General features: G+C 56.1%; 22 protein-coding genes and 1 other RNA gene. 11 read left to right on the top strand and 12 right to left on the bottom strand.

Annotation, left to right across the window (positions count from 1 at the left end):
• Nucleotides 1–150: 150 nt before the first annotated feature.
• On the bottom strand, nucleotides 151–1,083 hold the full coding sequence (locus tag OKX01_RS12010) for a LysR substrate-binding domain-containing protein (RefSeq protein WP_125276892.1): 933 nt from the start codon (nucleotides 1,081–1,083) through the stop codon (nucleotides 151–153).
• A 120-nt stretch (nucleotides 1,084–1,203) separates the two neighbouring features.
• Here OKX01_RS12010 and OKX01_RS12005 point away from each other — a divergent pair, with 120 nt between their 5' ends.
• Together OKX01_RS12005 and OKX01_RS12000 are read left to right on the top strand one after the other, a co-directional pair.
• Nucleotides 1,204–2,394: a serine hydrolase domain-containing protein gene (locus tag OKX01_RS12005; RefSeq protein WP_264671789.1), complete on the top strand. Its 1,191-nt coding sequence runs from the start codon at nucleotides 1,204–1,206 to the stop codon at nucleotides 2,392–2,394.
• Nucleotides 2,391–3,611: an MFS transporter gene (locus tag OKX01_RS12000; protein WP_413544452.1), complete on the top strand. Its 1,221-nt coding sequence runs from the start codon at nucleotides 2,391–2,393 to the stop codon at nucleotides 3,609–3,611. Before OKX01_RS12005 ends, OKX01_RS12000 begins: the two co-directional genes overlap by 4 nt.
• A 64-nt stretch (nucleotides 3,612–3,675) precedes the next feature.
• Here the strand turns inward: OKX01_RS12000 and OKX01_RS11995 are convergent, their stop codons facing one another.
• The gene (locus OKX01_RS11995; protein ID WP_094197198.1) at nucleotides 3,676–5,385 is read right to left on the bottom strand and encodes a sulfate adenylyltransferase; all 1,710 of its coding nucleotides are present in this window, start codon (nucleotides 5,383–5,385) and stop codon (nucleotides 3,676–3,678) included.
• Nucleotides 5,382–5,816 carry a hypothetical protein gene (locus tag OKX01_RS11990; RefSeq protein ID WP_249459701.1) on the bottom strand — a complete coding sequence of 145 codons (435 nt, stop codon included), beginning with the start codon at nucleotides 5,814–5,816 and terminating at the stop codon, nucleotides 5,382–5,384. Before OKX01_RS11990 ends, OKX01_RS11995 begins: the two co-directional genes overlap by 4 nt.
• A 30-nt stretch (nucleotides 5,817–5,846) precedes the next feature.
• On the opposite strand from OKX01_RS11990, the gene OKX01_RS11985 reads away from it, so the two are divergent.
• Complete coding sequence (locus tag OKX01_RS11985) at nucleotides 5,847–9,290, top strand: PAS domain-containing hybrid sensor histidine kinase/response regulator (RefSeq protein ID WP_264671788.1); 3,444 nt, start codon at nucleotides 5,847–5,849, stop codon at nucleotides 9,288–9,290.
• On the opposite strand, the gene OKX01_RS11980 is transcribed toward OKX01_RS11985, so the two are convergent.
• From OKX01_RS11980 to OKX01_RS11960, 5 genes are all read right to left on the bottom strand, one after another.
• Nucleotides 9,277–9,939, bottom strand: a complete 663-nt coding sequence (locus OKX01_RS11980; protein ID WP_230017775.1) for a response regulator transcription factor — start codon at nucleotides 9,937–9,939, stop codon at nucleotides 9,277–9,279. The two genes, OKX01_RS11985 and OKX01_RS11980, sit on opposite strands and share 14 nt — an antisense overlap.
• Before the next feature lie 128 nt (nucleotides 9,940–10,067).
• A complete protein-coding gene (gene actP / locus OKX01_RS11975; RefSeq protein WP_094197195.1) occupies nucleotides 10,068–11,732 on the bottom strand; it encodes a cation/acetate symporter ActP in 1,665 nt (554 codons plus the stop codon).
• A complete protein-coding gene (locus tag OKX01_RS11970) occupies nucleotides 11,729–12,040 on the bottom strand; it encodes a DUF485 domain-containing protein (RefSeq protein WP_264671787.1) in 312 nt (103 codons plus the stop codon). The genes actP and OKX01_RS11970 overlap by 4 nt, the downstream gene beginning before the upstream one ends.
• Nucleotides 12,041–12,431: 391 nt before the next feature.
• Nucleotides 12,432–13,268: a MurR/RpiR family transcriptional regulator gene (locus OKX01_RS11965; protein WP_264671786.1), complete on the bottom strand. Its 837-nt coding sequence runs from the start codon at nucleotides 13,266–13,268 to the stop codon at nucleotides 12,432–12,434.
• Nucleotides 13,269–13,479: 211 nt separating this feature from the next.
• Nucleotides 13,480–13,983, bottom strand: coding sequence for a nucleoside 2-deoxyribosyltransferase (locus OKX01_RS11960; RefSeq protein WP_094197192.1), 504 nt, complete (start codon nucleotides 13,981–13,983; stop codon nucleotides 13,480–13,482).
• Nucleotides 13,984–14,111: 128 nt separating this feature from the next.
• On the opposite strand from OKX01_RS11960, the gene OKX01_RS11955 reads away from it, so the two are divergent.
• The gene (locus OKX01_RS11955; protein ID WP_094197191.1) at nucleotides 14,112–14,306 is read left to right on the top strand and encodes a hypothetical protein; all 195 of its coding nucleotides are present in this window, start codon (nucleotides 14,112–14,114) and stop codon (nucleotides 14,304–14,306) included.
• A gap of 3 nt (nucleotides 14,307–14,309) precedes the next feature.
• On the opposite strand, the gene OKX01_RS11950 is transcribed toward OKX01_RS11955, so the two are convergent.
• Both OKX01_RS11950 and sstT read right to left on the bottom strand, forming a co-directional pair.
• Nucleotides 14,310–14,942 carry a LysE family translocator gene (locus OKX01_RS11950; RefSeq protein ID WP_264671785.1) on the bottom strand — a complete coding sequence of 211 codons (633 nt, stop codon included), beginning with the start codon at nucleotides 14,940–14,942 and terminating at the stop codon, nucleotides 14,310–14,312.
• Between the two features lie 157 nt (nucleotides 14,943–15,099).
• Nucleotides 15,100–16,326 carry a serine/threonine transporter SstT gene (gene sstT, locus OKX01_RS11945; RefSeq protein WP_094197189.1) on the bottom strand — a complete coding sequence of 409 codons (1,227 nt, stop codon included), beginning with the start codon at nucleotides 16,324–16,326 and terminating at the stop codon, nucleotides 15,100–15,102.
• Between the two features lie 144 nt (nucleotides 16,327–16,470).
• On the opposite strand from sstT, the gene ssrA reads away from it, so the two are divergent.
• Nucleotides 16,471–16,832: a transfer-messenger RNA gene (ssrA, locus tag OKX01_RS11940) on the top strand.
• Nucleotides 16,833–16,948: 116 nt separating this feature from the next.
• Complete coding sequence (locus OKX01_RS11935; RefSeq protein ID WP_094197150.1) at nucleotides 16,949–17,572, top strand: glutathione S-transferase family protein; 624 nt, start codon at nucleotides 16,949–16,951, stop codon at nucleotides 17,570–17,572.
• A gap of 87 nt (nucleotides 17,573–17,659) precedes the next feature.
• Here the strand turns inward: OKX01_RS11935 and OKX01_RS11930 are convergent, their stop codons facing one another.
• Nucleotides 17,660–18,313 (bottom strand): FMN-binding negative transcriptional regulator, encoded by a 654-nt coding sequence (locus OKX01_RS11930; RefSeq protein ID WP_094197149.1) that lies wholly within the window; start codon nucleotides 18,311–18,313, stop codon nucleotides 17,660–17,662.
• A 105-nt stretch (nucleotides 18,314–18,418) separates the two neighbouring features.
• Between OKX01_RS11930 and OKX01_RS11925 the strand changes: the two genes are divergently transcribed.
• The gene (locus OKX01_RS11925; RefSeq protein ID WP_264671784.1) at nucleotides 18,419–19,927 is read left to right on the top strand and encodes a PLP-dependent aminotransferase family protein; all 1,509 of its coding nucleotides are present in this window, start codon (nucleotides 18,419–18,421) and stop codon (nucleotides 19,925–19,927) included.
• Between the two features lie 116 nt (nucleotides 19,928–20,043).
• Here the strand turns inward: OKX01_RS11925 and OKX01_RS11920 are convergent, their stop codons facing one another.
• Nucleotides 20,044–20,943 carry a LysR family transcriptional regulator ArgP gene (locus OKX01_RS11920; protein ID WP_125276645.1) on the bottom strand — a complete coding sequence of 300 codons (900 nt, stop codon included), beginning with the start codon at nucleotides 20,941–20,943 and terminating at the stop codon, nucleotides 20,044–20,046.
• 110 nt (nucleotides 20,944–21,053) lie between these two features.
• On the opposite strand from OKX01_RS11920, the gene OKX01_RS11915 reads away from it, so the two are divergent.
• The 4 genes from OKX01_RS11915 to OKX01_RS11900 all read left to right on the top strand — a co-directional run bounded on the left by OKX01_RS11915 (nucleotide 21,054) and on the right by OKX01_RS11900 (nucleotide 23,555).
• The gene (locus OKX01_RS11915) at nucleotides 21,054–21,671 is read left to right on the top strand and encodes a LysE/ArgO family amino acid transporter (RefSeq protein WP_094197146.1); all 618 of its coding nucleotides are present in this window, start codon (nucleotides 21,054–21,056) and stop codon (nucleotides 21,669–21,671) included.
• 49 nt (nucleotides 21,672–21,720) lie between these two features.
• Entirely contained in the window at nucleotides 21,721–22,224 is a 504-nt protein-coding gene (locus OKX01_RS11910; RefSeq protein ID WP_125276646.1) for a GNAT family N-acetyltransferase, read from the top strand.
• Between the two features lie 287 nt (nucleotides 22,225–22,511).
• Nucleotides 22,512–22,967 (top strand): MaoC family dehydratase, encoded by a 456-nt coding sequence (locus tag OKX01_RS11905; RefSeq protein WP_108727686.1) that lies wholly within the window; start codon nucleotides 22,512–22,514, stop codon nucleotides 22,965–22,967.
• A complete protein-coding gene (locus tag OKX01_RS11900; protein WP_264671783.1) occupies nucleotides 22,968–23,555 on the top strand; it encodes a TetR/AcrR family transcriptional regulator in 588 nt (195 codons plus the stop codon).
• The last annotated feature ends 205 nt before the right edge of the window (nucleotides 23,556–23,760 follow it).

The following is a 23,760-nucleotide window of genomic DNA, read 5'->3' as shown; positions in this document are numbered from 1 at the left end:
AAGCTCTATACAGCAGGTTTAGCAATGGCTGAGACAAGGTCAATATACGCTCAGGCGCGCGTCAAAAGTCCGCCCTAGGGCAGGGGTGGGGCATCGCAACGGTGTGCAGCAGTGCAGGCGTGGGAAGTGGAGCGGATTGAGGGTGGGCATTTATTGGCCGCTCACGCGGCGGGCTTGGGTTTGAGACGTGTCCAGAGCAGCCGGAAACACACGGGCGCACAGGAAATCGACGAAGGCTCTGACTTTGGGCGAAGGATGTTTGCTGGCAGGCCAGAGGATGTAGAAAACGCCAGTGCGTTCTGCATAGTCGTCCAGAACGGTTTGTAGCCGCCCATCTGCCAGAGGCTCGCTGATCGAGAATTCTGGCAGATAGGCGATGCCCAAACCCTGCACGGCAAAGCACACGCGTGTCTCGATGTTGTTGCAAATCATCGAAGTTGGTAGCGTCAGTTCGGGCTCATCGGTCGCGCGGTGCAAGGCCCACGGCTCCAGCTTGCCGCTGTTGGGAAAGCGGTAGTGCAGGCAGGTGTGATTCAGCAGATCAGCAGGTACTTGGGGTATTCCTTGCCGCGCCAGATAGTCGGGTGAGGCGACCAACATCGAACGAAAAGAGCCAAGCCGACGAGCGGAAAGGCGCGAGTCAGTGGGGTTGCCCGTTCTGACTACGGCGTCGAAACCTTCCTCGATCACATCAACGAGCCGGTCGCTGAAATCCAGGTCCAGCTCGATCTCCGGGTACTCGCGCATGAACTCTCCGAGCACGGGCAGTAACAGCGAGCTGACTAAAGGCAGGCTGACTCGCAACCGGCCATGCGGCATAGTCGTCGCCTGCGACAGTTCCTGTTCTGCCGCCTCGATTTCGGCAAGGATGCGGCGGCTGCGCTCTAGGAACAGCGAGCCCTCGGCTGTCAGCGAGACACTGCGAGTGCTACGGTGGAACAGGCGCACACCCAGCTTTTCCTCCAGCCGCGCCACACTCTTACCAACCGCAGAGGCCGACACGCCCAGCAGCCGACCAGCTGCAACGAAGCTGCGCACTTCAGCCACTTGGACGAACACCACGAAGCTGTTGAGACTGTCCATCATCACCCCTCAATTACGGACATAAAGTTCCGCTTAACACGGAACTCTACCTGACTTTTTCTTTAATTTCAGGCTTTCTATCATGACGTTTGGGTCCACTGATGAAAGGAATTACCTGTAATGACTTCCGTAATTACGCGATGCGCCGACGCCCCGCCTGCGCATCTTTCCCCCCGTGTACAGACCATAGCTCAACAGGCACTGGACCAAGGCCGCCTGGTCGGTGCGGTCGTGCTGGTGGCCCGCGATGGCAAGCTGAACCATCACCAGGCTTACGGCTGGGCCGACCATGAAAGTCGTCGTGCGATGACGGTGGATACGGTCTTTCGCCTGGCCTCCGTGAGCAAGCTCATTGTCTCCACCGCCGCACTGGTATTGGTGGCGCAAGGACGCATGGGGCTTGATGACAGTATTCACCCGTGGCTGCCTGAATTCCGGCCGAGTTTAGCTGACGGTCGTCCTACGCAGATCACGGTTCGGCAACTGCTCAGCCATACGGCCGGATTGGGCTATCGCTTTCTTGAGGCCGGTGCGCAGGGGCCTTATGCACGGGCGGGTGTGTCGGATGGCATGGATGCGACTGGTATCAGTCTGGAGGAGAACCTGCGTCGCATCGCCACTGTGCCGCTCCTGTACGAGCCAGGAACAGCCTGGGGCTACTCCTTGGCAATCGACGTGCTGGGTGCCTTGATCGAGCAGGTATATGGCGCGCCTTTGGATGTGGCGGTGAGCCAGCTTGTGACGGGTCCGCTGGGCATGGAGGATACCGCTTTTATCGTGCGGGATGTGCAACGCGTGGCGACCCCCTATGTGAATGGCACGCCTCAAGCGCATCCACTGAGAGAAGGCGAAACGGTCTCGCCTTTTGAGGGGGCGGTGGGTATTCCTTATAGTCCTGCGCGCATCTTCGATCCGCAGGCATTTGCTTCCGGTGGAGCGGGCATGGCGGGTACGGCAGGCGACTTTTTGCGTTTGCTGGAAGCCTTGCGTCAAGGAGGCGGCGGCCTGCTGCCCAGCGACATGGTCGCGGAAATGGGGCGGGACCAGACGAATGGCTATGAACTGCCGGATATGCCGGGGTTTGGCTTTGGACTGGGCTTTTCGGTCCTGCGCGACCGGACGCAGGCAGCGTCGCCCGAGTCCAATGGAACCTGGCGATGGGGCGGAGCCTACGGTCACTCATGGTTCGTCGATCGGGCGCAAAGGCTCGCTGTGGTTGCCTTCACCAATACCTTGTACGAGGGGATGTCCGGCCGCTTCGTCACCGATTTGCGTGATGCGGTCTATGGTGCCTTGGAGGCTGGACGATGAGTTCTACCTCTATGAACCGCTCGGCCTGCTTGCAGGAGTGCAATCAGGTTCCTGTGAGTAATCAGGACCGTCTGCCGCTGCCTGCCTTGCTGGCTTTGGCGATGGCAGCCTTCATCACGATCCTGACCGAAGCTCTGCCTGCGGGCTTGTTGCCTCTGATGGCGCAAAGCCTGACGGTATCCGAGGCCTTGGTTGGCCAACTCGTCACTATTTACGCGATTGGCTCACTGCTTGCCGCGATTCCATTGACGGCGGTTACGCAGAGTTGGCGGCGTCGGCCATTGTTGCTGATCGCCATCAGCGGCTTCGCTGTTGTCAATGCGGTGACGGCTGTTTCTGACAGCTATACCATCACACTTGTCGCCCGTTTCTTTGCTGGTGTATTTGCAGGACTGTTGTGGGCCTTGGTGGCCGGCTATGCGGCCCGCATGGTGCCCGAGCACCTGAAGGGCCGCGCCATCGCGATCGCCATGGCAGGTACGCCGATTGCACTTTCCCTGGGCATTCCGGCCGGCACTTTTCTGGGTGCGGCTTGGGGTTGGCGCGTGACTTTTGGTCTTATGAGCATTCTGACGGTGATTCTCGTGGTCTGGGTGACTGCCAAGGTGCCGGACTTTCCAGGACAAGCACGCGGAAAGGGGTTTGCACTCAGGACGGTTTTTACTTTACCGGGCATTCGGCCGATTCTGTTTGTCACGCTAGTTTATGTGCTGGCCCATAACATCCTCTACACCTACATAGCCCCCTTTCTCGTCCCGGTTGGCATCGCGGATCGGATCGATCTCGTCCTGCTGGTTTTTGGCGTCGCCGCGTTACTGGGCATCTGGATTGTGGGTGTGTTGATCGACCGCCGCTTGCGTGAACTGGTACTGATCAGCACGACCTTGTTCGCGCTTGCCGCATTGGCACTTGGCCTTGTCCGCAACGTACCGGCTGCTGTCTACACGTCTGTCGCCGTCTGGGGGCTAGCCTTTGGTGGTTCGGCGACGCTCTTTCAAACGGCTTTGGCCAAGACGGCAGGGGAAGCCACCGACGTAGCGCAGTCCATGATGGTGACGGTCTGGAACATCGCTATTGCTGGTGGCGGAATTGTCGGCGGCATTTTGCTCGAAACCTTCAGCGTGTCTGCCTTTCCGTGGAGTGTGCTGGTGCTGCTTGTCGCGGCATTAGTGGTCACTGGAGTTGCTCGCTCACATGGTTTTCCATCATCGAGATAGGCATCTGCCACGGGCCGTCCTGCCCGATCTGAATCCAAGCAGGACGGTGTAGCAAGATACCGCCTTATTCCTTATCCGCCCCACGATAGCGCTGGTAGGGCAGGACGTTCCAGGTACGTGTGGTCAATTGCTTGGCAGAGATCACCGCCGGAATATCGTCCAGTAAGCTGCGGGCTGAATGCAGTTCCCGCACGACCTCTTGCTTGTCCTGATACATGAACTCGTCCGAGGCCTCTTCCGGTGCTTGCTGCTGTTTTTCTTCCAGATCGCTGATCAGACGCTCTTGCTGAAAGCGCAAGGCAGCACGGGCATCTTCAATCCAGGCCGCTTGCATGCTGCGGTTGTGGTCCACCACGGCGCTGTACTCGGTGTAGACACCGTTATAAATATCCCCCGCATGGTGTCGGACGTCGTGACTGGCGATTTCTAGATCACGCACCGTCAGTTGAGATGGATCCAGCGGTTCGCTGCGCTTGGCCCCGCCCAGGCGGGTGTACTGGGTGTAGTAGGGGAACATGCTCTGGATCACCTTGCTGACGGGCTGAATCGCCTCGCCTTCCTCGCAAAGACCTTTGGGTTGCACGCCTTGCATGGCGGGCAGGATGGATTCGGGGCGGCAAATCTCCTTGGGTGGCATGATGCCGTGACGCAGCATCTCACGAATGCCCGTGCCGGAGATGGTCAGCCTGAAGCGATCATCGTGCGGGCAAGTCTCGGAAGTGGCATGGCAGGCACAGCGTGTGCAGTAAAACACCTCGTGGAACAGGCGCACATCAATGCCCATTTCCTTGGGGCTGAACTGATCAAAAATGCTGTGGCTGGCGTACTTGTCGTAGTAGCTGCCAATCCCGGCGTGATCCCGCCCAATCAGGGCGTGAGTACACCCGTAGTTCTTCATGATCAGGGCATGCAAAATGGTTTCGCGCGGACCCGCAAAAATATAGGTGACACGCAACGGTGACAGGATGGCGCGGTCCTTGGGGTAGTAGGTATCGAGCACGTTCCGGTAGGCCATCATGCGGAACTCATGGCGCACGTATTCACGCTTGGCCATCTCTACCAGTGGCTGCAGGAACAGGCCATCAATCCCCTCCAGCGCATTGCGGTGAATGTACTCGTGGCCCCGGTGCAGTGGGTTTGCGCCGGTGATAAAGCCCGCCACGGAATTGAATTTCTTTTCTTCGTAGAACAGATGCCAGGTGTCCTTGGGTTCGCGCCGCAGTTTCTCGAATGGGCCCCAGTCCACACGCTGCAGCAGGTGCAAGGTGCCGCCCAGGGACACATCGCCCATGCGTCGGTAAATGGAATCCACACCGGGGTGGTTTCTGTCTGTCGTGCCAAACAATTGCTGGGCGCGCTGCTCCTTGTCGTAGGAGAAGATGTCCTCGATGCTAAGGATGGCAACTGGTTCGTTGTCGCTATTGGTCAGCGCCACTTCAGAGCCAACCGAAAGGTCTTTGATAATGTCGCGGTTGCGATCGCCAATGGGAGCAAAGCTCAAGGGCACAGGCCACACCACACCATTACTCAAACGACCCTCTTTGAGCACGGAGTTGTAGTCGGCCTCGTTCATGAAGCCCTTGTTGGGAGAGAGCACCCCGGTCGCAATCATCTCGATGGTGATGACCGCCTCCAGATCCACGCGGATGCTGGGCAGGGAGCGCGCACGTTCGATCTCGTCCTTGACGCGATCTTCCGGGACGACCTGGTTGACCAGCGTCCCACCATGCGGCTGCTGGGGGTAGCGGTCAAAGTTCAATGTTGAGTGCTTCATATTGCCTCCTTTAATGTGCCCCGCGTGATGATGAAAGATAGTTGTTTGTCGGGGCGTTTTTCTGGTGTTGGGTGATAGATGTGCTCTGGGCCGGAGCAGATGCTCTTTGCTTTCAAACGCTCTATTTCTTCTTGTGATGTCGGACGAAAAATCCTTGTCCGAACAGGTGATGCAGCGCTGGCTTGAGTACCGCTTGCGCATCGTTTTGCTGCGGTCGTTTGATACGGCATGACGACAGGGATACAGGCACCGTGTCGGGCTGTTTGGCAGGTGAGGTGATCTTCACCGTGGCCCATGATGCTGCGGCGGTTGCTTGCCCCAGGAGATCTGCCTTGAAATTCAAATTGGGTATAGGTGATAAGCCCTAGATTTTCATGGCCAGATCCCGCAGGAACTGTCCTAGTATTACTTACAATCACGAGAAAAATCATCGCGTTATACCAAAGTAGGAGACAGTGCAGATGACGCCAGCTTGGGTCGTGTTGGCTTCCTTGATTTACGCCGCCATCTTGTTTGCCATTGCCTGGTTCGGAGACAGGAATCCTTTGTATACCCAGCGCCCTTGGCTGCGACCCACGGTCTACAGCCTGGCCTTGGCTGTGTACTGTTCTTCCTGGACCTTTTATGGTGCGGTCGGCTCGGCCGTGCGCTATGGCATTGGTTTTTTGCCTATTTATTTAGGCCCCATGCTGATGCTGCTGTTTGGCTGGCGGATTATTGAACGCCTGGCGCTGGTGGCTCAATCCCAGAATACGGTGTCCATTGCGGACTTCATGGCCAGTCGTTATGGGCGTTCGCAGCGTTTGGCGGCGATGGTGGCGGGGATTGCTGTGGTGGCTGCCGTTCCGTATCTAGCCCTGCAATACAAGGCGGTCGCCTTGAGTTTGAGTGTGCTGGCAGGGACGGAATTTCATGTGGGTCTATTAGGTGATCCGGCCTTGTATGTTGCCGTTTTGATGGCCTTGTTTGCCATCCTGTTTGGAACACGGCAAGTGGATGCCACTGAGCATCGACCGGGCTTGATGCTGGCAGTGGCGTTTGAGTCGGTGGTGAAACTGGTGGCGTTGGTTGCCGTTGGTGTGTTCGCGTTTCGCTGGTTTGGGGAGGCTGAACTCAATATGGTGGGAGCGGTCACCACCTTGTTCGAGAACAGTCCCCCCGTGGGCTTTGTCGGGCAGACCTTGCTGGCTTTTGCCGCCATTATTTGCTTGCCCCGTCAATTCCATGTGGCCATTGTGGAATGTGGGGATGTGGTGGATATACGGCGGGCGCGCTGGTTGTTCGGCGCGTATCTGGTGCTGGTCAGCGTGATGGTTGTGCCCATTGCTGCGGCAGGTGTCAGCTTGTTTGGTGTCGGGGGCGAGGGGGTGGCACCCGATAGCTTTGTGCTGGCCTTGCCCTTGTCGCAAAACCAGGTGGGCCTGGCCTTGATGGTTTATATAGGCGGTTTTTCGGCAGCAACCGGCATGGTGATTGTGACCAGCGTAGCGCTCTCGACCATGGTCAGTAATGACTTGGTGATGCCCTTGTTGCTGCGCCGAGGTTGGGCGCAATACCAGCAAAGCACAGTCGCTTCCACGGTGTTATGGATACGTCGTGTTGCCATCATGGCGCTGGCCGGTGTGGCTTACGGCTATTACATGCTCAGCGGCAGCGATACGACCTTGGCTGCCTACGGCTTGATGGCTTTTGTGGCGGTCGCGCAGTTTGGGCCGGGCTTGATCGGTGGCTTGTATTGGCGCGGTGCTAGTCGGCAAGGGGTGGAGGCCGGTCTTTTATTGGGCTTTGCCATCTGGGTTTATACCTTGCTCCTGCCAACGCTGACCGAGGTTGGTTTGTTGGCAGATGACTGGTTGCATCAAGGGCCTTTGGGACTGTCCTGGCTGCGCCCTTATCAGTTGTTTGGCGTAGAAGGCTGGGACCCGCTGACGCATGGCACTTTCTGGTCCTTGCTGTGCAATATCAGCGCCTTCTTGTGGGTTTCGTGGCGCAGACGTCCGGGCTTGGGAGAACGTTTGCGTGCCGAGCCTTTTCTGGATCCTTATGCAGAGCGACAGACGCTGGCGGCCCGGCATTCTTATGGGGATCTGTCGGTACACGATTTACTGGCATTAGCGGAACGGATTGTCGGCAAAAAAATGGCGCGTCGTGCTTTTGAGACGCAGGCCAGGCAGGTCAAGCAAGTGCTGGAACCTGGTCTGCGGGCTGATAGTGCCTGGGTGCATTTCACCGAATTGCTATTGGCGGCAGCGGTGGGAGCGGCGTCTGCTCGTTTGGTGCTGACCAGTGCCTTGCGTGGATCGGGCATGGAAGTGGCCGCCATCATGGCCGTACTGGACGAGGCGGGGCAGGAGCTGCGCTTCAATCGGGATATTTTGCTGGCTACGCTGGAAAATATTGATCAGGGCGTCAGCGTGGTGGATGCGGACATGCGTCTGGTTGCCTGGAATCAGCGCTACCAGCAGTTGTTCGATTATCCATCCAGCATGCTGTATGTGGGCCGCTCTGTGGCGGACCTGATTCGCTTTAATGCCGAGCGGGGCAAGGTCGATGGCGTGGAAAGCATAGGGGTGGAACAAGCCATAGAACGTCGTATTCAGTTCATGCGCGAAGGCTCTTCCTATGTGACTCAACGCATGTTGAATGACAAGCAGGTGATCGAGCTGCGGGGGCGACCTTTGCCGGGGGGCGGTTACGTCACCAGCTATAGCGATATCACGCAGTACAAGCGCGTGGAGCGCGAATTGCGCGAAATGAATGATAGCCTGGAGCAGCGCGTTGCGGTGCGTACACAAGAGGCGGAAAAAGCCCAGGAGTCCCGTACCCGTTTCCTGACGGCGGTCAGCCATGATGTGCTGCAACCGATTAATGCGGCGCGTCTGTTTGCCTCGGCATTGCGCGATACTCACGACCTTGCAGAGATGCCTAATCTGGCCGAGCGGGTCGACACTTCTTTGCGTACGGCGGAAGAATTGCTGGAGGGTCTGCTGGATATTTCCCGTCTGGATGCTGGGGCCTTGAAGCCGGATTTGGGCGTGATCGATGTTCAGCACTTGCTGCAGCATTTGGCGGATCAATATGCGGCCATGGCGGCTCGGCGTGGTATCCAACTGCGGGTTCATGCACGACCTTTGCAGGTGTATAGCGACCATCGCTTGCTGCGTCGGGTGCTGCAAAATTTCCTGGCCAATGCCTTGCGATATACGCAGGAGGGGAGGGTGGTGTTTGGTGTGCGGGTTCGGGGTAAGGAACTGGAGTTTCAGGTTTGGGATTCAGGACAGGGCATTCCGTCTCATCATATTCAGCAGATTTATGCAGAGTTTCATCGCTATGAGCAAGCCTTCGATTGGGATGGTCGTGGCCTTGGGTTGGGCTTGTCTATCTGCCAACGTATTGCCGTCCTGTTGGGACACACGCTGGATGTGCGATCCCAAGTGGGGCGCGGCAGCATGTTTTCCATCCGTGTTCCCTTGAGCCAGGCTACCGAACCTGGCAGCTATCCAAATAACGAGTCCAGCAAGCCTGCAGACGGCCTGCCCTTGACGGGCTTGCGGGTACTTTGCCTGGATAATGATCTGGATATTATGGTGGGTATGGAAGTGCTGTTGGGTCGGTGGGGAGCGCAAATCATTACCGCCAATACGGTCGATAGTGCTTTGGAAAAAATCGACTTGCATCCCGATGTCTTGCTGGTGGATTACCACTTGCATGATCGATTGGACGGCTTGCAGGCACTGCAATTATTGCGCTTGCATTTGCCCCATGCGCAAGGTGCTTTGTTGACGGCCGATGGTAGTGATGAGTTGAAAGCGGCAGCTCGGCAATATGGTTACCTGGTGCTGACCAAACCGGTCAAGCCCGCTTCGTTGCGCGCTTTTTTGGCCGCCCAAATTAAAACGTATTAGCGTCTTGGGGCTCGTCCTGGTTCAGGCCAAGGTGACTGGCCATCAAGACGGCCTGGGTACGATTGGAGGCACCCAATTTGCGCAAAATAGCCGTCATGTGAGCCTTGATGGTGGCCTCCGAGACGTTAAGCTCGTAGGCAATCTGCTTGTTCAGTTGGCCTGTGCTGAGCATTTGCAGCACGCGGAATTGTTGTGGGGTCAGTTCGCGCAATTTCGCGGCCACTTCGCGTTCGTCCAGGCTGATGCCAGGGGCACAAGAGCCGATTTCTGGCAGCCAGGTGCCGCCGTCCAGAACTACCTGCAAGGCCACGCCCAGGGTGTGAGAGTCAATAGATTTGGGGATGAAACCCATGGCGCCGTGATCCATGGCGCGGCGCATGAAGCGGGCCTGTTCATGGGCGGTAACCAGAATGATGGGCAGGCAGGGATAGGTCGCTCGTAAATGAACCAGGGCGCTAAAGCCAATTGCCCCTGGAATATCCAGATCCAGCAAGAGCAGATCGGCGTCCGGATGGTCGTCGACCAGGGGGTATAAATTGGAGATGCGATCCGCTTCGTAAATGGTGGTGCCGGGAAACAGGCTGGCTACGACGCCTCGTAATGCTTCACGAAACAGCGGGTGATCGTCAGCAATGAGCAGTTCATTCATGTGAGGATTATGCCATGTTCACGTTTCTGTCATAGTGCTTGTCAGGATGAGCTGCACATTCGTAAAAACAGGGCACCGAAATGCCCTGTCTTCTGTTCCTGCATGCTGATCAAATCAGCGTAAAAGCCTTAGTGAGCGCTGGCGCTGGCAGCACCAATGCCGGTTTGACTGCGTACGGTCAGAGCCTCGAAGGCTTCTCGTTCCTGGGTAGCGCGGGCGCTGTTATCCAGGGTCGAGAACAGCCAGATCGAGAAGAAAGCCAGCGGGATGGACAGGATGCCAGGGTTAGGGAAAGGCGTGATGGGCTCGGCAAAACCGAATACATCCACCCACACCGTGCTGCTCAAGACCACCCACACTGTGGCGGTGACCAGACCCAGGAAGCCGCCAATCGTGGCGCCTCGTGTGGTGCAGCCACGCCAGGCAATTGACAGCACCAGAACCGGGAAGTTGGCACTGGCGGCAATGGCAAAGGCCAGGCCCACCATGAAGGCGACGTTCTGGTTCTCAAAAATAATGCCCAGCAAAATCGCCAGCACACCCAGCACCACCGTGGAGATACGCGAAATGCGCATCTGGTCTTTTTCGGTCGCGCGTCCTTTGGCGATGACGTTGGCGTACAAGTCATGCGAAATAGCTGCGGCACCAGCCAGAGCCAAGCCTGCGACCACAGCCACAATGGTTGCGAAGGTTACTGCTGCCAGAAAGCCCAGCAATAGGTTGCCGCCTACGGCATTGGCCAGATGAACCGCCACCATATTGGTGCCACCAATCAGATTGGTCAGCATGTTGAAAGAGCCATCCGGGCCAGTCTGGAAGTACTCGGGGTGCTTGACCAGCAAGGCGATGGCACCGAAACCGATGATGAAGGTCAGCAGGTAGAAGTAGCCAATAAAGCTGCTGGCGTAGATCACGGATTTGCGGGCTTCCTTGGCATCGGCCACGGTGAAGAAACGCATCAGGATATGGGGTAGGCCAGCGGTACCGAAGGCCAGCGCAATCCCCAGGGACAGCACGTTCAGCGGGTTGCTGCTGACGGCAGCGCCGGGCTCAAGAATGGCGTGCCCGGTGGGGTGCGTTTCCACGGCTGCGGCCAGCATGGCATCGACATCCCAGTAGAAAGCGGCCAGAACCAGAATCGTCATCAGCGTCGCACCGAACAGCATCAGGACAGCTTTGATGATTTGTACCCAGGTGGTGGCCGTCATGCCGCCAAAGGTGACGTAAATCATCATCAGCGAGCCTACGATCACAACGGCCACGTTGTAGTCCAGACCAAACAACAGCACGATCAGTTTGCCGGCGCCTACCATTTGCGCGATCAGGTATAGGGCAATGATCAGCAGCGAGGCGCTGGCCGCCAGAATCCGCATGGGGTTCTGGGACAGGCGAAACGAGGTCACGTCAGCAAAGTTGTAGCGGCCCAGATTGCGCAGGCGCTCGGCAATCAGAAACATCACAACCGGCCAGCCGAACATGAAACCGATGGCGTAAATCATGCCGTCAAAACCGCTGACGTACACCATGCCTGCAATCCCCAGGAAGGAGGCGGCGGACAGATAGTCCCCGGCAATGGCCAGGCCGTTTTGAAAGCCGGTCAAACCGCCACCGGCGGTATAAAAGTCCGACGTGGTGCGTGTGCGGCGGGCCGCCCACCAGGTAATGCCCATAGTCCCGGCAATAAAGATCAGGAACATGACAATGGCAGAGGTATTGGCCTGGCCGGGCGAGGCGGCCATCGCATTGTTGCTGGCCAGACTGAACAGGCCCAGGCTCAGAAGGAATGTCTTCATGTCACGTCCTTCATGATTTGAGCCAGCAAGGGGTCATACACCTTGTTGGAAATGTAGACGAAGGCGGACACCAGCACGACGGCGCTCAGCAGCACAATGACAGCGCTCAGTACGCCGATGGTCATGGTCATGGAGCCAACGGAGCGGCTGAACAGTTCGGGATCAAAGGCCAGGGTCAGGATAAAACCGGCGTACACAATCACGGTCAAGCCGAAAAAGATCAGACTCATGCGGTTGCGTTTTCTAAGCAGCTCTTGATAGGCAGGGTGCTTGGTGACTGCCGTCACGACAGTATTGGCTGAGCTCATTCTTATGTCTCCTTATGGGGTTTGATGATTCTTGGCATCGAGGCTCTCTAAACACGGCGTGTACAGAGAGTTGGCGCTTGCGGGCGCTCTGTGTACAGCATGTATAGAACGAATCAACGTTTCCCAATAGGCGACTTTGGTCGTAGATGGGGGGCGAAGGCTCTGGTTTCGGAGCCTTGATTTGGCTAGATGACGGCACGGCATTGCGCCGTAATCGACAAGCGATGCTGGTTTTTTTGGGGAGGAAGGTGGTCTTATATCGTGTGACGAAAAGAATGCGATATTTCAATCGGCGAGGGGAAGTAAATGACGCAGGATCCTTGCAGGTACAAGATTTGTCTATTCTGCTCTGAGTCGGCCGCAGAGATTCAAAAGAACGCGCTTTGTTTGCTCAAAACAGCGCTTCAGCGGCGGCAAGCTCTTGTGCCGATTCATCGCGGCGGTCGGCACCACGCACTTTCAGTACTTCGGACAGGAGAAGATGGGACAGGCTGGCAACGGCCACCGAATTATCAGGTAACTGTTCACGTCCGGGCTGGCAGGGCAGGGACCAGCGGGTCTTGGGCCGCTGTTTGTAATCCTGGTCGGTGATCAGCACGATGTCCGCACAGCGTGCTTCCAGGTGCTGGATCAGCTCCGGCATTGGGCTGGCGCGTGGATGCAAATCAAAAATAATGAGCACATCCTGGTGCTGGATGTCAGTCAGGTATTCGGAGACTGTCTGACCTGCTCCGGGGATGAGTCTGACCCCCGGCATGAATTTGGACAAATGCCAGTGGAAATGCCCGGCCAGAAAGTAGTTTGCCTGCAAACCTATCAGCCAAACCTGCCGCGCACGACTGATAGCCTGGCTGGCTTCCAGTAGTGCCGACTGGGACAGATGCCGGTAGGTGTTGCCCAGCTTGCTATAGCTTTCCTGCAGGTGCGAGTGCAAGGTTGTCTCACCCGGAGACAGAGGCGAGTTGACGGGGGTGAAAGAATCATCTGTTCTTTCCGAGCGAATCTGTTTGCGTGCCGCTTCGTAGTTGGCGTATTCCAGGCGGCGGATCAGGCGTGTGACCGTGGCATTGGACACTTGGGCCAGGCTGGCCAGCTCCGAGGCGTTGTAGCTGGACAGATCCCCCGAAAAATCCAGTGTGAATTGGGCCAGACGTCGCTCGGAAGCGGGGAGGTCACTAAGGATGGCGCGTACGCGGTCAAGAAAAGAGAGGTTGCTGGTGTCTGGCATGGTACTGGGCGTGGCCCTGTTTTTTTTTGATTCAAGAAAAGCGGGTGATGCGGGGGGGCTTATTATGCAGCTTGTAGGTATTGTTTGAAGATCTCAAGGCCCCATCCTACCAGAGAATCTACGGCGTTTAATTTCGATGGGGTTCGTTTAATTTCAAACCTGTTTGAGAGTTTGTCCTTGATTGCTAAGCAGAACTTTCTCTGCGTGTGAATCAGCCGATGGCTTTGAAATAGTCCTGCGCAGCGATCAAGGCATCGGTAAACGTGCCATGTACAAACTCCGTGCTGATTGCCACCATCAAGTTCGAGGGCAGGCCAAAATCCTCAATAAGTGCGCCATTACGATCGCGCCATATCTGGGTGGCCGGGTCCAGTACGACCGGGCTGTAGTGTTCGCGCACGGTATCCAGAACCGTATCGGCGGTAGAACGGTAGGTGAAAACAGGCAAACCCTGAGCCACGGCATAGCCAATTTCAAAGGCGGTGCCAGTATCAATTTCCGCACCTCGAAAGGGCGTGATATTGGCCAGTACTGCATCGGCCTGATCCAGCAGGCGGATATTGTGATGATAGATGGAGGAGGCTTCGATTTCTTCCTGATCAACGGGATGCAAGGGTTGGAAGCCAAAGTCTCGTACCAATTGCTTGTGCAGTGTGGCACGCTCGGCGGCATCGCTGAAAAACACGTCAGGACCCGCTAAATAGATACGCTTCATCTTGACTCCTTGTTGCATCGGGCTAAGTGGAAAACTATGCCGGTCCAGGCGCTAAGCCTTGGTATACCGGAGTTCGTGAGGATATGGCGATATTGAACCGTAGCAGGGCATTCGGGGTGGCCACCTGAATGATGATATACGATCCCATCGGCCTGAACATGGTGCTGGGTGCAGGTATCTGGTCCGGTTTTGTGCTTTGTCGTTTTGCCTGTTGCTGCGGCGTCACGGATGGTGATGGGCCGCTTCGTAGCTGGCAAGGCCGGGTTGCCACACAAGAAAAAGGGACCAGTTCAGGTCCCTTGTTGCCTTGCAAAGCGTTGTGAGCCTTAGTTGGAGTTGCTGCGTCGATACAAGCTCAAAGCAATCCCCAGACCTGCCAGCATGCCTGCGCAGCCCCGGTTTAACCAACGCATGGCCTGGCCAGAAAGCAGCCGCATGGCGTGATGACCGCCTACGGCGTATACCGTCATCAGGGCAATATCAATGAGGGCCGTGACCAGTGCCAGTGTGATGTACTGGGCTGCAATGGCCTCTTCTAAGCGGATGAATTGTGGCAGAAAAGCCGAGAAGAACAGTAATCCTTTAGGGTTGGATAAAGCCACCAGCAAGGAGCGTAGGAAGGCGGTGCGACCTGACAGGGTATTGCTCAAGGGAGCTCCTGTCTGGATGGTTCGGACAGGGGCGTGCCACAGTCCATAGGCCAGGTACAGCAGGTAGGCCGCACCGATCCATTTTACGACCGAGAAGAGTTGTTCAGAGGCAAGCAGCAGTGCTCCCAGTCCACCGCCTACGGCGGCGATCAGAATCAGGTCCGAGAGCGCTGCACCCGCAATACCGCAGGCCGCGATTCGTTTTCCCCCATGAGCGCCATTATTCAGGGCCAGCAGCATCGTTGGTCCCGGAATGATGGTGACAGCCGCGACGGCAACGATATACAGAGAAAGACTGGCTACATCCACGAAGACTCCTTGATAAGCGCCTGACTGCGCAAGCATCTGGCAGATGCCCACACCCCAAAGTACGGTGACTGGTGTCTGGGCTGAGGCAATCGGGTTCGGATTACATACAAAAAAGGCCAGCCTGACTGGCTGGCCCCTTGTGCGTCAAGGTGTCAAATCAGGCACGGCCAGGTTCAAGTGTGGCTGCGGCAGTAAACAGCACATCCGTCGAGGAGTTCAACGCCGTTTCGACTGAGTCTTGCACCACCCCAATCACAAAACCGACACCCACAACTTGCATGGCGATATCGTCGGTAATGCCGAACATATTGCATGCTAATGGAATTAGCAGCAACGAGCCACCGGCCACGCCAGAAGCACCGCAAGCCGCAACCGTGGCCACCAGACTGAGCAGTAGGGCAGTGGGCAAGTCAGCCTGAATGTTCAGTGTGTGTACAGCGGCCAGTGTCAGCACCGTAATTGTGACAGCAGCGCCAGCCATATTGATGGTGGCACCCAATGGAATTGAAACGGAGTACGTGTCTTTATTTAGCCCCAGACGTTCGCACAATGCCATGTTCACGGGGATGTTGGCGGCAGAACTGCGGGTGAAGAAAGCCGTGATGCCGCTTTCACGCAGGCAGGTAAAGACCAGCGGGTAGGGGTTGCGACGCAACTTGGCAAATACGATCAGGGGGTTGACGATCAGGGCCACCGCCAACATACAGCCTACCAGCACGATCAGCAGCAGGCCGTATTGGCGCAGGGCATCAAAGCCAGACTCTGCAACGGTTACAGCCACTAAACCAAAGATCCCCAACGGCGCAAAGCGAATCACCAGTCGTACCAGGGAAGAGACCGAGTTGGCCATATCAGTGAGCAGGTCACGAGAGCTTTGTGAACCATGTTTCAAGGCCAGGCCCAAGGCAATGGCCCACGCTAAAATGCCCATGTAATTGGCGGTAAGCAAGGCATCAATCGGGTTCACCACAATATTGGTCAACAGATCCAGCAGCACCTCGGTGATATCGCTGGGCGGATTCAGTGTGGTGTCGGCCAGATCCAGTTTGAGTTTGACGGGGAAGGCGAAACTGGCGATCACGGCAACCAGTGCGGCCAGAAAGGTGCCCATCACGTACAAGAGCAAAATAGGGCCCATGCGGCTGGAGGACTGGGCTTTTTGATTGGCGATAGAGGACATCACCAGCACAAACACCAGAATCGGTGCTACCGACTTCAAGGCAGAGACAAACAATTGGCCCAGCAAGGCGATCGACTGCGCAGCTGCCGGTGCAAAGTGCCCCAACAAAATACCGGCGATCAAACCGATCACAATTTGAGTAACAAGACTGCCGTGCAGGATAAAGCCTAACGGGCCTCTGGCTTGACTGGCGGGATGGGTCATGGAAAGCGACTCCAGACAAAAGGGTAGGTGTGACGTACGTGAAAAACGCCCTGGCGAGGACTCAGCCAGAGCGCGGAAGACGGTTATTCTAGCACCAGGCGCTATACATTTTGTAGCCGATGTGGTATGGTTACTAATCCACATGGGGTCGACATGGCTTCGACGTGGGTCAAGAAGCAGCACAGGGCGTGTCGAGCACCAGTACGCTCGTAAATCCACTGGAAAACTACAAACGCCAACGACGAGCGTTTCGCTCTAGCCGCTTAAGGCTGGGCCACTGCACTAATTTGTCTTTGGGTTAGGTAGGGCAACCTACAGCAGTGTTATTTACAAAGAATCGAATCGGCCTGTGCCACGTAGTCCGGTTCTAAAACTTAGTGGATCGCCAAGGAAAGGCCTGTCAATTGGCATAGTCCAAGGTTAAAACTTAAAATTAATTGACTACACATGTAGAACTGTCTGTGGACGGCTTGCGGACGGGGGTTCAATTCCCCCCGACTCCACCAAGAAATCCCAAGAAACCCAACAGCGTAACGGCTGTTGGGTTTTTTGTTTTCTGCTTGCTCAACAACGCTTTAGGGTCATAATAATCCCTTCATTTACAACACAAGAGGGGATCAATATGTCTCGTTGGGTGTTCTATTGCGCGCCAGGGACCTGCGCGCTCGCAACCCATATTGCACTGCATGAAGCAGGGGCAGACTTTGATGTGGTCAAGCTGGATTTTGGTGCCAATCAACAGCAAAGCCCGGAGTTTCTGCGTGTCAATCCCAAGGGGCGTGTTCCGGCACTGGTGACAGAGCAGGGAACATTGACAGAAACCCCGGCTTTGCTGGCTTTTGTGGCACAGAGCTTTCCGGCTGCCAAGCTGGCACCGTTGAATGATCCTTTTGCATTCGCCCGTATGCAGGAGCTGCACAGCTACCTGGCATCTACGGTGCACGTGGCCCACGCGCACAAGCGTCGTGGCTCTCGTTGGGTCGATGATCCTGCTGTGGAAGAAGCCATGCGCGCTAAGGTTCCGCAAAACATGACGGCGTGTGCGGCTTATCTGGAATCCTTGATTGTTGGTCCCTGGGCGTTGGGCGAGCAATTCAGTGTGGCCGATGCGTATCTGTACACCGTGGGTGGCTGGCTGGAGGGGGATGCCGTTGATATGAGCCAATTCCCTAAACTAAGTGCCTATCTGGAGCGGGTTGGCGCGCGCGAGGCTGTGCGTAAGGCCGTGGCCGAGGCCGCTGCCTGAGCACGTTGCTACCTTGGGGAGTCTCACAGGCTCATTCAGGGCTCAAACAATAAACCTAAGCTTATTCGTTGCAGGGGAGCGGTTTTTCTAGGCCTTGCTCTCCTGCACCTGTTTTTCTGCTGCCACCGCCTGCATCGCGCTGCCAATGAAATCGTCCCCTTGGCGGATTAAGGCTGCTGATGCCGCCTCCACATCCCGAGCCTCTTTATTCTGACTCAGCTTGGTTTTGCCGATCAGGCTAGTGATCTCAATTTCAATCCCGACGATGGCTTTGAGCATGGCGTCGATATAGTCCTTGGGCCCATCCGTCATCTTCCAGGGCACGGGCTGGCTGGCTTCGTGGATGCGGGTCAAGCGCGCCACGGCACCGCGAACATAGCGTTCCTCATCGCGTATCGTCACCTGCCCATAGGCATGGGCCACGATGTAGTTCCAGGACGGGACTTGCTTATGTGTTTCCAGCTTGCTGGGAAACCATTGCGGAGAGATATAGGCGTCCCCTGCTCGGAATATCACCATCACTTCGTCGCCGTTCTCCAGGTCTTGCCATACGGGGTTGTTTCTGGCGACGTGACAGTGCAATACCCCTTGTGCGCCTTCTTTAGGATGCAGCATGAAGGGCAGGTGATTCGCACTTAAACCACTTTTGCCATTGGCGACCAGAATGCCCAACGGATGCTGGGCGATCAGCTCGTGCAGTGGTTCAGGTCGGGATTCATTGAAGTGTGCGGGGATATACATCGTCGTCTGTCTGGGCTTGGGATTGAGGATCAATGTGTCTATTATTGGTCTATTCTGGCTCATTGAACTGTGCCAGTTTGGTGCTATTTTCATGGACCACAAACAATGTCTCGTACCGCCCATAATCCGAAGATTCCTTCCCTTGGTGAGCTGGATCGAAACGCAGGCACCCTGGGGCGTCAGCTAGCGCAGAAGCTGCGCGAAGCAGTAAAAAACGGTGCGCTCAAACCGGGTGAATCCTTACCGTCCACGCGAGCCTTGGCGGCATCCTTGGGTGTGGCCCGTGGCACGGTCGTGGAAGCTTTCGAGCAATTGATTGCCGAAGGTTTTTTGGAGTCCTTGCCGGGCGTAGGCACTTATATCGCCCCGTCGCTGGGCCATCCCAAGGATGCCGCCAAGAAGCGCAGGGCGGCATCGCTGCCTGCCCAGCCTGCGCCACCCGCTGCCCAGCCATTCAATACGGTTGCGGCTCAATTCCAGCCTTTGCCGTCAGCCCCGTTTGCTGTGTCGATTCCCTTGGGTGCTGCTGCACCCGGACCTATCTGGCGACGCTTGGGAAATCGTTTGCGGGCACATGGTCAGGGCGCGCCAGGTGGCTATGGTGATCCTCAGGGTGCCTTGCCTTTACGGGAAGCCATCACGGAATGCGTGCGCCGTTCCCGCTCGGTACGCTGTGAGGCCGAGCAGGTAATTGTGACAACGGGCACTCAGCAAGGTTTGTTTCTGGCTTGTCTGGTCTTGATGAGCAGGCAGGATTTTGCCTGGGTAGAGAACCCGGCTTATCCCGGTATTACCGCGATTTTGAATACGGTAGGTTCGCCGGAACGTATGGTTCGTGTGCCTGTGGATGAAGAGGGGCTGAATGTGGCTGCGGGTATACGGTTGCAAGCCGATGCGCGGGTCGCCTTTGTGACTCCTTCGCATCAATACCCTTTGGGCATGCCCATGAGCATGGCGCGACGCAATGCCTTGCTGGCCTGGGCACGCGATAAATCCGCCTGGATTGTCGAGGATGATTACGACAGCGAGTTCCGCTATTCCGGCCATCCTTTTCCTGCCATGCAGGGCCTGGACCCGGAGCGGGTGATCTATCTGGGAACCTTCAGCAAGGTGCTGTTTCCCTCGCTACGTCTGGGCTATGCGATTGTGCCGCCACCGTTGGTACAGGCTTTTTGCGGAGCGCGAGTCTTGCTGGATCGGCATCCGCCCAGTGCAGACCAGCATGTCCTGGCCAGCTTTATTGCAGAGGGGCATCTGGAGCGGCATATTCGGCGTATGCGTGGGGTCTACACGCAATGCCGCAACCATCTTTTTGAGATTGTGCGTGATGTCTTGCCTGGTGATTTGACGCGTCTGCAACCCAGCGATCAAGGGATGCACTCGGTCTTGTGGTTGACCGCACAGATTGACGATGTGGCGGTGGCGCAGCGGGCCATGAAAGAGGGCGTGGCCGTGCGTCCTGTCTCTGCCATGTATCACGCCGGTGAGGGGCCCCCAGGGCTGATTTTGGGCCTGAGTGCGTTCAGTCCAGAGCAAATGAAGGAAGCGGCGCAGAAACTGGCGCGCATTATTTCTGAGCAGGCTCGACCTTCCAAGACCAAAAGAACGCCTTGAGTTCGATTCTCTTGATAAGTCTGTTGCAAAAGCTGGCGTGAGCCCGCTTTTTTACCATCTACTGCGATTGGCAAACCCTGGCCATTGCTTTCCTGCGAAGGACGCCAAAGAGCTCATTACGCTGGAACTGGCAGTAATGAGGTGCTGGCTGCCTGCTCAAGGGCCCTGCCCATATTGTGCAAGGTGTCGGAGCGGATAGCGGCATGTTGCCAGTACAAAGGTACATCCAGCCAAAGGCCGGGGGCGATCAAGGACAGTTCCTGGCAGGCTAAGGCATTGCTGACCATGGAGTCCGGTGCCAGACACCAGCCTAGGCCCAAAGCCGCCGCTTTCACAAAGCCGGTAGAGGTGGGCAGATAGTGGATGGGAGGGGTTACAGATTCAGTGGTGATCTGACGTATAAAACGCCACTGCAATTCGTCCTTGCGGTTAAAGACAATCATGGGGGCTTGGGCCAACGAGCCTGCGTCTACTTCTGAACTGAAGTACTGGGCTACAAATTCTGGAGAGGCAATGGCTTGGTAGCGCATGATGCCCAGTGCTTGAACTTTGCAACCTTGCAGGGGTGTCGGTTCGGCGGTGACGGCACCTAGTACGGAGCCATTGCGTATCAGTTCCAGCGTGTGGTCCTGGTCATCCACGCGCACATCAAACAGGTAGCCATGTTCCTGGCTTAGTTGGGAGAGGGCTTGCAGAAACCAGGTGTCCAGCGAGTCACTGTTGACCGCAATGGCGATGGGTCTACGTGAGCCAGTTCGCTCTGGCAGAAAATCGGCGACAGCCTCTGCTTCCAGGGTTTGCATGGGACGTACACGACGCAGCAGCAACTCGCCTGCTGGTGTAGGACGGCAAGGTGGTTGGCGCAGGACCAGAACCTGTCCCAGTCTGTCCTCCAGCGCTTTGATACGTTGCGAGACAGCCGACGTGGTGATGTATAGCTTGCGTCCGGCCGCTTCAAAGCTGCCTTCCTCCAGAACTGCCGTAAACGCTCTTAATTGCGGGTGCAACAGATCCATGATTCGCCTATATATTTAGAAATTCTTAATTAAGTAAAGAATAATTAGCTTTTCTTAAATCGTAAATGACAGCATCCTATCGCAATTGTTGAATTTCGTGGGTGGATGGCATGTTCTTCTCTGTGCTTGCGACTGGTTTTTTGACGGGTGCTGGCCTGATCATGGCCATAGGCACACAAAATGCCTTTGTCTTGCGGCAAGGGCTGGAGCGTAGGCATGTGGGCTTGGTGGTCGCTATCTGTGCCTTGGCCGATATCGTCTTGATTCTAGGGGGCGTGGCTGGCATTGGTACCTTGGTAGAGGAATGGCCAGGCTTGCTGCAAGTTCTGCGCTTTGGCGGCGCGGCTTTTCTTGCTTGGTATGGGCTGTTGGCCGCACAACGGGCTTGGACGGGCAAGGGCAGCTTGATGGCTGGGCAGGGTAGCGAGCGCAACCGTCGTCGTATCTTGCTCACTTGTCTGGCATTTACTTTTTTGAATCCTCACGTGTATCTGGATACGATGGTGCTGCTAGGTAGCCTGTCTACGCCGTATCCTGGCCACTTGCAGTGGGCCTTTGCCTTGGGGGCCTGTGCAGCCAGTGCTAGCTGGTTTCTGGCCTTGGGCTATGGGGCGCGATTGTTGCAACCTGTGTTTCGTCAGCCTTTGGCATGGCGTGTGCTGGATGCCAGCATCGCTGTTTTCATGCTGGCTTTGTGCGCTGTATTGCTGTTGCGGCCCTTGCATTAAGCGTTGTGGTCCCTGATCGGAACCTGACTCTCTTTATAAAGGATGTGTTGTGATCTCTATTCGTCCGGTTCAGGCGCATGAATGGCGCACGTATCAAGCATTGCGCCTCAGTGCCTTGCGTGATTCTCCCGATGCTTTCGGGAGTACCTATGCCGTGGAGTCCGCACATTCTGAGCATTTCTGGCAGGAGCGGATCCAAACCGCTTGTGCATCCGAGGCAGACCATGTCTTGTTAGCTGACAAGGAGGGGCAAGCGTGTGGTCTGGTCTGGTGCAAGCTGTCTGCCTCGGAACCTGCCGTGGCTGATATCTATCAGATGTGGGTGGCACCCTCCGCGCGTGGCTTACAGGCAGGCTATGGCCTGCTGGATGCGTCAGTGAAATGGGCAAACAGTAAGCAGGCGGCTTGTATACGTTTGAGTGTGACTCTGACGAATGCGGCAGCCGTCCAGTTGTATAAGAAGTATGGTTTTTCGCCTAGCGGTGAACCTGAGCCTTTGCGTGAAGGCTCGTCTTTGATGTCGCAGACCTTGGTACTGGATTTAGCAGGCTAAAGCCCAGCAGATGAAGGCAGCCCCTTGAGCAGTCTGCTAGCAAAGGGTGGCTTTCCTTTATGTCTTGCTGGTCTGTGGGGCGATATGCCCTATTCAAGGCGCATTTTCTCAAACGCTCTACTGAATGGCTTTCAGGTAACAAAGCAGAGTAATCACCATTTTCAAAATAGAGTATGACTGTAATCTATTGTTGATTTTCAGAAAAGCTTGTGCAAGGATAGCTGCTATTCATAATCTATTTATGTAGGCAGCAATACGCACTCGCACACTTTCTGGAGAATAGTCGGATGAGTCTTACCGCAGTTGTTTATCTTGACGATCTGGCCCTGGGGATGGAGTTTCGCAGCGCAGAGCATGCTCTGGATGAGGCGCAAATTATCAGCTTTGCCCGCCAGTTTGATCCGCAGCCTTTCCATCTGGATGCGGAAGCGGCCAAGGACACGTTCTTTCAAGGTTTGGCTGCAAGCGGTTGGCACACTGCTGCCATCACCATGAAGCTGTTGGTGGACAGCTTGGAATTCAGTCAGGGAATTATTGGTGCCGGCGGGCAGATAGACTGGCCGCGGCCCACGCGTGCTGGTGATGTCTTGCATGTGCTCAGTAAAATCATCGACATTCAGCCCTCTCGCTCTAAAGCGGACAGGGGGATGGTGACGGTGGAGTCTCACACCATGAATCAAAATAATGAAGTGTGTCAGCGCTTGATTGCCAAGCTGATTGCTTTTCGTCGTCCGGAGGTTTGAATGGGGCGTGTCTCGCGCGAGCAGGCCGAACGCAACCGCGAACGGGTGCTGGAAACGGCATGCCGGCTGTTTCGCAAACATGGGGTGGAAGGGGTCTCGATCGGGGACATCATGAACGATGCGGGTCTGACGGCTGGCGCCTTCTACAAACAGTTTGCCTCCAAAGAGGCCTTGATTGAGGAGGCTTCCCGTTTTGCCTTTACGCAGTCTTCGGCATCCTGGCAGCGTATCAACCAACGCTATGAAGAAGATGCCGTACAAGGTTTTCAAGCCTTGATGCGACGTTACTTCAAGCATCGTCCTCAAACTCAAAGCTGCCCGATTTTGGCCTTTTCTTCCCTGGCTAGCGGCCTGTCTGCCGATGCGCAGACCACGGCAATTTACAGTGAAGGGGTAGAGCACTTGTTTGAGCAGTTTCGCCGCCTTGCCTTGCAAGCCTGTGCCGAGCAGTCCGAAGAGCAAGTCATGCTCTTGTTTGCCGCCATGTTGGGGACAGGGATGATCAGCCGGGCCATGGGTGATACCGCGTTGACGCAAAGTATGCAGGCGGCTGTTCTGGCCGCATTGCCTGGTAGTGAGTCCAGTTAGAAAGATTGGCCTATCGAGAAAGGCGATACAAGGCGTTCATGGAATGGTTCGACATATTCAAAGCGTTTTCTAAACACATGCGTTTTGAGACTGTGAAAGGCTTGAAATGTCCGGCCGAATACTCCCCTGTGCAGAGGGCAGGGGAGGTGAATGAACTCGGAGTTCGCGTAATCAGTATTCAAGTAGCTATCTGAATAGTTCGCGT

Source organism: Alcaligenes sp. SMD-FA, from assembly GCF_025960365.1.
GTDB classification, from domain to species: domain Bacteria; phylum Pseudomonadota; class Gammaproteobacteria; order Burkholderiales; family Burkholderiaceae_B; genus Alcaligenes; species Alcaligenes aquatilis.
Note: the sequence above shows the minus strand (reverse complement) of the source record. Positions and strands in the feature narration are given on the sequence as shown.

Excerpts from the sequence above, each read along its gene's own strand:
- OKX01_RS12010 (WP_125276892.1), bottom strand. The coding sequence starts at position 1,083 with ATGGACAGTCTCAACAGCTTCGTGGTGTTCGTCCAAGTGGCTGAAGTG.
- OKX01_RS12005 (WP_264671789.1), top strand. The coding sequence starts at position 1,204 with ATGACTTCCGTAATTACGCGATGCGCCGACGCCCCGCCTGCGCATCTT.
- OKX01_RS12000 (WP_413544452.1), top strand. The coding sequence starts at position 2,391 with ATGAGTTCTACCTCTATGAACCGCTCGGCCTGCTTGCAGGAGTGCAAT.
- OKX01_RS11995 (WP_094197198.1), bottom strand. The coding sequence starts at position 5,385 with ATGAAGCACTCAACATTGAACTTTGACCGCTACCCCCAGCAGCCGCAT.
- OKX01_RS11990 (WP_249459701.1), bottom strand. The coding sequence starts at position 5,816 with ATGATTTTTCTCGTGATTGTAAGTAATACTAGGACAGTTCCTGCGGGA.
- OKX01_RS11985 (WP_264671788.1), top strand. The coding sequence starts at position 5,847 with ATGACGCCAGCTTGGGTCGTGTTGGCTTCCTTGATTTACGCCGCCATC.
- OKX01_RS11980 (WP_230017775.1), bottom strand. The coding sequence starts at position 9,939 with ATGAATGAACTGCTCATTGCTGACGATCACCCGCTGTTTCGTGAAGCA.
- actP (WP_094197195.1), bottom strand. The coding sequence starts at position 11,732 with ATGAAGACATTCCTTCTGAGCCTGGGCCTGTTCAGTCTGGCCAGCAAC.
- OKX01_RS11970 (WP_264671787.1), bottom strand. The coding sequence starts at position 12,040 with ATGAGCTCAGCCAATACTGTCGTGACGGCAGTCACCAAGCACCCTGCC.
- OKX01_RS11965 (WP_264671786.1), bottom strand. The coding sequence starts at position 13,268 with ATGCCAGACACCAGCAACCTCTCTTTTCTTGACCGCGTACGCGCCATC.
- OKX01_RS11960 (WP_094197192.1), bottom strand. The coding sequence starts at position 13,983 with ATGAAGCGTATCTATTTAGCGGGTCCTGACGTGTTTTTCAGCGATGCC.
- OKX01_RS11955 (WP_094197191.1), top strand. The coding sequence starts at position 14,112 with ATGATGATATACGATCCCATCGGCCTGAACATGGTGCTGGGTGCAGGT.
- sstT (WP_094197189.1), bottom strand. The coding sequence starts at position 16,326 with ATGACCCATCCCGCCAGTCAAGCCAGAGGCCCGTTAGGCTTTATCCTG.
- OKX01_RS11935 (WP_094197150.1), top strand. The coding sequence starts at position 16,949 with ATGTCTCGTTGGGTGTTCTATTGCGCGCCAGGGACCTGCGCGCTCGCA.
- OKX01_RS11930 (WP_094197149.1), bottom strand. The coding sequence starts at position 18,313 with ATGTATATCCCCGCACACTTCAATGAATCCCGACCTGAACCACTGCAC.
- OKX01_RS11925 (WP_264671784.1), top strand. The coding sequence starts at position 18,419 with ATGTCTCGTACCGCCCATAATCCGAAGATTCCTTCCCTTGGTGAGCTG.
- OKX01_RS11920 (WP_125276645.1), bottom strand. The coding sequence starts at position 20,943 with ATGGATCTGTTGCACCCGCAATTAAGAGCGTTTACGGCAGTTCTGGAG.
- OKX01_RS11915 (WP_094197146.1), top strand. The coding sequence starts at position 21,054 with ATGTTCTTCTCTGTGCTTGCGACTGGTTTTTTGACGGGTGCTGGCCTG.
- OKX01_RS11905 (WP_108727686.1), top strand. The coding sequence starts at position 22,512 with ATGAGTCTTACCGCAGTTGTTTATCTTGACGATCTGGCCCTGGGGATG.
- OKX01_RS11900 (WP_264671783.1), top strand. The coding sequence starts at position 22,968 with ATGGGGCGTGTCTCGCGCGAGCAGGCCGAACGCAACCGCGAACGGGTG.